The following is a 6,801-nucleotide window of genomic DNA, read 5'->3' on the forward strand; positions in this document are numbered from 1 at the left end:
ATGGAGTTGACGTTGTCGGTCAGGTCCTTCCAGATGCCCGACACGCCCTTGACGTTGGCCCGGCCGCCCAGCTTGCCCTCCGTACCGACCTCGCGCGCCACGCGCGTGACCTCGTCGGCGAAGGAGTCGAGCTGGTCGACCATGGTGTTCACGGTGTTCTTCAGGGCGAGCATCTCGCCCTGCACGTCGACCTGGACCTTCTGGGTGAGGTCGCCGCGGGCCACGGAGGTCGTCACCTGGGAGATGTCGCGCACCTGGTTGGTGAGGTTGTCCGCCATCGAGTTGACGTTCTCGGTGAGGTCCTTCCAGATGCCCCGCACGCCGCGCACGTTGGCGCGGCCGCCGAGCTTGCCCTCGGTGCCCACCTCGCGGGCCACACGGGTGACCTCGTCGGCGAAGGTGGACAGCTGGTCCACCATGGTGTTGACGGTGTCCTTGAGGTCGAGCATCTCGCCCTGTACGTCCACCGTGATCTTGCGGCTGAGGTCGCCGCGGGCGACGGCGGTGGTCACCTCGGAGATGTCGCGCATCTGGTCGGTCAGGCGCGAGGACATCTGATTGACCGACTCGGTCACCTCGCGCCAGGCTCCGGAGACCCCCTCGACCTGCGCGGTGCCGCCGAGCTTGCCCTCGGTGCCCACCTCGCGGGCCACACGGGTGACCTCCCCGGCGAAGCCGCTCATCTGGTCGGCCATGCGGTTGACCGTGGTGGCCAGGCGCAGCAGGTCGCCCTTGAGCTCGCCGCGGCGGCCCTCGGTGGAGGCGCGGCGGCTGAGCTGGCCCTCCGCGACCGAGTCCAGGACCCCGGCGACGTCGGTCACGGGTTCGGCGACCTCGTCGAGCAGGAGGTTGAGCGCCTGGGCGCTCTCGCCCCAGGCGCCCCGGGCGGGGTTGACGTTGACGCGCTCGTTGAGCCTGCCCTCGTTGCGGACGACGTCGCCGACGCGCTGGAGTTCGTCGCTGAGCTGTTCGCTGTGGTCGACCACCTCGTTGAAGACGGACGCGATCTCCCGCATGGTGCCGCCGCCGCGCTTGCGCAGACGGACGCTGAAGTCGCCGTCGCGCATGCGGTACAGGGCCCGCAGAATCTCGTCGAGCTGGTCGTCGGCCGCCAGTTCCTTGACCGCCTCGGGCATCGAACCCCCTCCTCAGCCTGCTCCGCCACCTCGGCCTCCCGTCCCGGCCCCCGTGGGCCGGGCGCCCGCGGGCGGATCGGCCCCGCGGAGCGCGCACGGGACAGGGGGCCACGCGGCGTCCGCCGCGCCGGCCCCCTGGTGGCACCCCCGTCACGCTACCGGTGAGAGGTACCACCCGAAAGAAGCGCATGTGTCGACTTACACTAACCGCCCGGACCGCCCCGCACAGGTGGCTTGGCGATGTTGTCCGCCCGTCGCCGCGTCCGGAGGCGGGCAGGTTCGGCGCGGTCCCCGGGAGCGCGGCCCCCGTGAGTACGACCGCCGGGCGGCCCCCGGGAGCACGGACCGCCGGGCGGAAGTGACGGTTCGCGCGGCACCGGTCACCCCGGCACGCGTATCGTGGCAGTGACCACCACCCCCCGCGCACGCATCCAGTGACGAAGGACACCGACGGCTTGCCAGCACACGACGCGTCGAAGGTCGCTCGACGAGAGTTCCCTCCCGCCCCGGAGACCGCGGCGGCGGCCCGCGAGTTCGTTCACGACACCCTCCTGTCCTGGGGTGTGACCGACCCCTCCGACGACGTGATCCTGCTGGTGAGCGAGCTGGTCACCAACGCCGTCATCCACGCGCGCTCGTCCCTGGACGTGACCGTGCGCCGGTCGGAGGGCGCGACCGAGGTGATGGTCACCGACTCCGTGCCCGAACGCGCGGTCCCGCAGGCCGGTCCCCTGTCGGTGGACACCTCCCCGTCCCGGGAGAACGGGCGCACCGGCGGTCTGGGGCTGGCCCTGGCGTCGGCGATCGCGTCGAGCTGGGGCGTGAGCTACGGGCGCAACGACAAGGCCGTGTGGTTCCGGATCGAGGACGACTCGGGGGAGCGCGCCTCCCTGGAGTCCCCGCCGGTGCGCAGGAGCCCCTCCCGTACCGGGCGCCCCGCCCCGTGGTCGGCGCTGGACTCCGCCCTGGGCTCGCGGCTGTCCCTGCCGCAGCTGCTGGAGCGCACCGTGGAGCACTCGGCCACGGCGCTGGGCGCGGACGCGGCCTACATCACGCTGGCCACGTCCGACGAGACCATGTGGGAGGTGCGCGCCGCGGTCGGGCTGACCCCGGGCGGCGCCCCGTGGCGGCCGCTGCGCGTGCGCACGGAGGAGATCTTCCCGTCGTCGGCGCCGGAGCCGGGCGCGGTGATCAACGACGACCTGATGATCGCCCGCGCCAGCCGGGGGCGCCTGTCACGGGCGGGGATGCGTTCGCTGGTCACGGCGCCGCTCATCGTGGACGGGCGGGTGGTCGGCCTGCTGGGGGTGGCCTCCCGGCGGGCCCGGCACTTCGGGGCGTCGGCGGCCAAGCGGCTCCAGGAGGGCGCGAACCTGATCGCGCTGCCGGTGGAGAGGGCCCGGCTGGCCGAGGTGGAGCTGAGCAGGCGGGCCTCGCTGAGCTTCCTGGCCGAGGCCAGCGACCTGCTCGCGGGCACGCTGGACGAGCGGATGACGGGCGCGCTGGCGGCGCAGCTGATCACCTCGCGGCTGGGCCGGTGGTGCGCCATCGAGACGATCAACGAGATGGGCGTCTCGCAGCTGACGCACGTGGTGCACAGCGACGAGAACTACAACGACATCCTGCGCGCGCTGCTGACCGGGCTGCCGCCGCACGAGCAGAGGGAGCCGCAGCCGCTGTGGTCCCCGGCCGAGCTGGCCAAGGAGGGGCTGGACGAACAGCTCGTCCGGGAGCTGGCGAGCGGTCCGGCGATCTGCGTCCCGCTGGTGGCGCACGGGCGCGCGCTGGGGCGGATGACGATCGGCAAGAACGAGTCGGACGACTTCACCCGCGAGGAGGTGGACGTCGCCGACGACCTGAGCAGCCGGGTGGCGTCGGCGATGGAGAACGCGCGGCTGCACGAGAAGCAGGCCGCGATGAGCGACGCCCTCCAGCGCAGCCTGCTGCCGGCCAAGGAGAAGGAGCCGGTGATCCCGAACGTGGACCACGCGGTGTTCTACCGTCCGGCCGACGAGCGCAACGTGGTGGGCGGGGACTTCTACGACGTGTTCGCGGCGAGCGGCCGGTGGTGCTTCGCCATCGGCGACGTGTGCGGGACGGGCCCGGAGGCGGCGGCCGTGACCGGTCTGGCGCGGCACACGCTGCGGGCGCTGGCCAAGGAGGGGTTCACGCCCTCGCACATCATGCAGCGGCTGAACATGGCGATCCTGGACGAGAACACCTCGACCCGGTTCCTGACGATGCTGTACGGGGAGATGACCCCGGCCACGGACGGCGGGGGCGGGATGCGGCTGCGGATGGTCTCGGCCGGGCACCCGCTGCCGCTGCGGCTGAACCAGAAGGGCGAGGTACTGCCGTTCGGCGCCTCGCAGCCGCTGCTGGGCGCGTTCGAGGACGTGGGGTTCACGACCGAGAACGTGGACATCCGCCCCGGCGAGGTGGTGCTGGCGGTGACCGACGGCGTGACCGAGCGGCGCAGCAACACGGACATGCTCGGCGACGAGGGGCTGATGGAGATCTTCTCCGGCTGCGCGGGGCTGACCGCCCAGGCGGTGATCAGCCGCATCGACCGGGAGCTGGAGGAGTACGCCCCGGGCGGGCGCAGCGACGACACCGCGATGCTGGTGCTGCGCTTCCTCTAGGCCGGGCCTCCCCGGGGCGGCCCGGCCGGGGGCGGGGGGACCCCGCACGCCGCACCGGCGACCGCTCCGGCCGGCGCCCCGGTCTGCCGGGGCCCGGCGGGGCCTACAGCCAGCCCATGTCCTGGGCGGTGCGGATGGCGGACATGCGGTTGTCGGCGCCGGTCTTGCCGATGGCGTTGGAGAGGTAGTTGCGCACGGTGCCCTCGGTCAGGTGGAGGGCGGCGGCGATCCTGGCGACGGTGGCGCCGTCGGAGGCGGCGCGCAGCACCTCGGTCTCGCGGTCGGTGAGCGGGCTCTCGCCGCCGACCATCGCGGCGGCGGCGAGGTCGGTGTCGATGTAGCGCCCGCCCTCGTGCACACGGCGGATGGCGCCCGCGAGCTGGTCGACGGGGGCGTCCTTGGCCAGGAAGCCGCGCGCGCCGGAGGACAGGGCGCGGCGCAGGTAGCCGGGGCGGCCGAAGCTGGTGAGGATGACGACGCCGCAGTCGGGGGCGTCCGTCCGCAGCCGCGCGGCCACCTCCAGCCCGGTGGCGCCGGGCATCTCGATGTCCAGGACGGCGATCTCGGCGCCGTGCCGGAGGACGGCGTCGACCACCTCGTCGCCCCGGCCGACCTCGGCGACGACCTCCAGGTCGTCCTCCAGTCCGAGGAGGGCGGCGATGGCCCCCCGCACGAGGTGTTCGTCATCGGCCAGCACGATCTTGATCAAGGTCGGCTCTTCTCCGGTGTCTCGCTTGGGCTTCGGCACGATATCGTTTCGGGCATTGTGGTGCATACGGCGCCTACGGGAAGCGCGCCGGGGTAACGGGCGACGTGTCGGGTCGCAGTGTCGGGGTTCGGATGCTCTCACGGACCTCGGGGCCGGTCACCGACGGCCCGGTCCGACGGCGCTGGGCCACGGGACCGCCGACGCGGACCGAGCGGGGGCACGGCAGGGGCGGAAGGACTCGAAACCCCGGCATATCGCGCTCTCACCCTGTTCTAACCCATGCGCCGCATGATGGAACACGTCACTGAACATCGTCCCGTCAGCCGGAGGATGAGTTGAACCCCAACGAACCGAGTGCAGGTACCGAGCCCGGTGCGGCGGCCGGGAGCGGGCTTCCCGAGCACCGTCCCGCCGAGCCCGCCGACCAGGCGGGGCCCTCCGGCCCGCACGAGGGGGGCTCCTCCACAGGTGACGGGACCGATGTCCGCGGCGCGTCCGGCGGGGAGCACGGGGGTGTCCCCGCCGGACAGGACGACCTGACCCACGGGGCCGAGCACGCCGGGCCCCAGCGGTCCTTCGGGGGTTCCGAGTCGCAGGGGGCCGGCGGGGAGTCCGGGGCCGGGGAGCCGGGCGAGCGCGTGGAGCGGCCCGCGCAGCACGAGCCCGGCGGGTACACCGGCGTGTGGCAGAGCGGCGAGCAGCCCGGCGGGCACCCCGGCGCCGAGCGGAGCGGCGGGTACGCTGCGGCCGGACAGACGGGGGAGGGATTCCCGTCCCAGCAGGGCGGACACCCGGGGGCCGAGCGGCACGGGTGGCCGGAGACCGTCCCCGCGGGGACGGGGCCGACCTTCTCCCCGCCCGGACAGCCGCCGAGGTGGGCCACCGGGCCCAACGACCCGGAGCACGCCTCCTACACCTTCCCGCCGCCCGGGGGCGGCTACGGCGCCGCCGCAGGCGGCCAGCACGAGCAGTTCTCCGCCCACCACCCCGCTCCCCCGCACGGCGGGCAGAACGGCCCCCACGGGCCGGTCGGGCGCGGGCAGCCGCCGTACGGTGACGGCGGCGCGTTCGGGGCGGGCGGCCCCGGCGGTCCCGGGGACCACGGCGGCCACGGCGGGCAGCCCCCGTTCGGCGGCGCCTTCCCCGGGGCGGTGCCCCCGCAGGGAAGCGGCGGGAAGCGCGGCTCCGGCAGGATCGTGACCGTCGCCGCGATCACCGCCCTGGTCACGAGCCTCATCGTGGGCCCGATGACGGCCCTGGGCACCGCCTACCTGTTCCCCAACGGCCTGAGCGGGCCGATCAGCTCGCTCAACCAGGAGCAGGAAAGCACGCAGACCGAGGGCGAGGTGGGCGAGGTCGCCGACACGGTCCTGCCGAGCGTGGTGTCCATCCGCACCGCCAACGGCGGCGGCAGCGGTGTGGTCATCTCCTCCGACGGCCAGATCCTCACCAACGCGCACGTCGTGGCCGCCGCCGAGGGCGGTCCGATCGAGGTGCTGTTCAACGACGGCAGCTCCGCGCGCGCCGAGGTCCTGGGATCGGACCCGGTCTCCGACATCGCGGTGATCCAGGCGGAGGGGCGCAACGACCTCACCCCGGCCGCCCTCGGCGACTCCGAGCAGGTCGGCGTGGGCGCCGAGGTGGTCGCGATCGGTTCCCCGCTGGGGCTGTCGGGCACGGTGACCACGGGTGTGGTCAGCGCGCTGAACCGTCCGGTGAACACCGGGCAGTCCGGGCAGACGTCCACGGTGATCAACGCGATCCAGACGGACGCGGCGATCAACCCCGGCAACTCGGGCGGCCCGCTGGTGAACATGAACGGCGAGGTCATCGGGATCAACACCGCGATCGCGGGCGTCTCGCAGGACAGCGGCTCGGTGGGGCTGGGCTTCGCCATCCCGATCAACCAGGTCCGCCCCATCGCGGAGCAGCTGGTCGAGGACGGCAGCGCGAGCTACCCGGCGATCGAGGCGACCATCACCAACTCCCGCGTCGGCGGCGCGGAGATCGTGGAGGTCACCGAGGGCGGCGCGGCCGCCGAGGCCGGGCTCCAGGCCGGTGACGTGGTGGTGTCCGTGGACGGCGAGCAGGTGTCCACGCCGGACGAGCTGATCGCGCAGATCCGGATCCGCCAGCCCGGCGAGGAGGTGACCCTGGGGGTCGTCCCCGACGGCGGCAGCGGCTCCGAGGAGGAGGTCACGGTGACGCTCGGGGAGCAGAGCGTGGAGGCGGCCCAGAACGAGGAGGGCGGGAACTGACGGGCGAGACCCCGGTTCCCCCGCACACGGGCGGCCTCGGACCCTCGGGTCCGGGG

At 73.7% G+C, this 6,801-nt stretch carries 4 protein-coding genes; 2 read left to right on the forward strand and 2 right to left on the reverse strand.

The features are described from left to right. Positions 1-1,136, reverse strand: a 1,136-nt coding sequence (locus DQW06_RS22170) for a HAMP domain-containing protein (protein ID WP_157983552.1), incomplete at its 3' end; no start/stop codon positions are given. 455 nt (positions 1,137-1,591) lie between these two features. Between DQW06_RS22170 and DQW06_RS22175 the strand changes: the two genes are divergently transcribed. Continuing rightward, positions 1,592-3,778, forward strand: coding sequence for a SpoIIE family protein phosphatase (locus DQW06_RS22175; protein WP_013156188.1), 2,187 nt, complete (start codon positions 1,592-1,594; stop codon positions 3,776-3,778). Between the two features lie 103 nt (positions 3,779-3,881). On the opposite strand, the gene DQW06_RS22180 is transcribed toward DQW06_RS22175, so the two are convergent. Then, positions 3,882-4,487, reverse strand: coding sequence for a response regulator transcription factor (locus DQW06_RS22180; RefSeq protein ID WP_019610142.1), 606 nt, complete (start codon positions 4,485-4,487; stop codon positions 3,882-3,884). Positions 4,488-4,822: 335 nt separating this feature from the next. On the opposite strand from DQW06_RS22180, the gene DQW06_RS22185 reads away from it, so the two are divergent. Further along, entirely contained in the window at positions 4,823-6,745 is a 1,923-nt protein-coding gene (locus tag DQW06_RS22185) for a trypsin-like peptidase domain-containing protein (protein ID WP_117199234.1), read from the forward strand. Positions 6,746-6,801 lie beyond the last annotated feature (56 nt).

Source organism: Nocardiopsis sp. TNDT3 (assembly GCF_003427465.1).
GTDB lineage: Bacteria > Actinomycetota > Actinomycetes > Streptosporangiales > Streptosporangiaceae > Nocardiopsis > Nocardiopsis dassonvillei.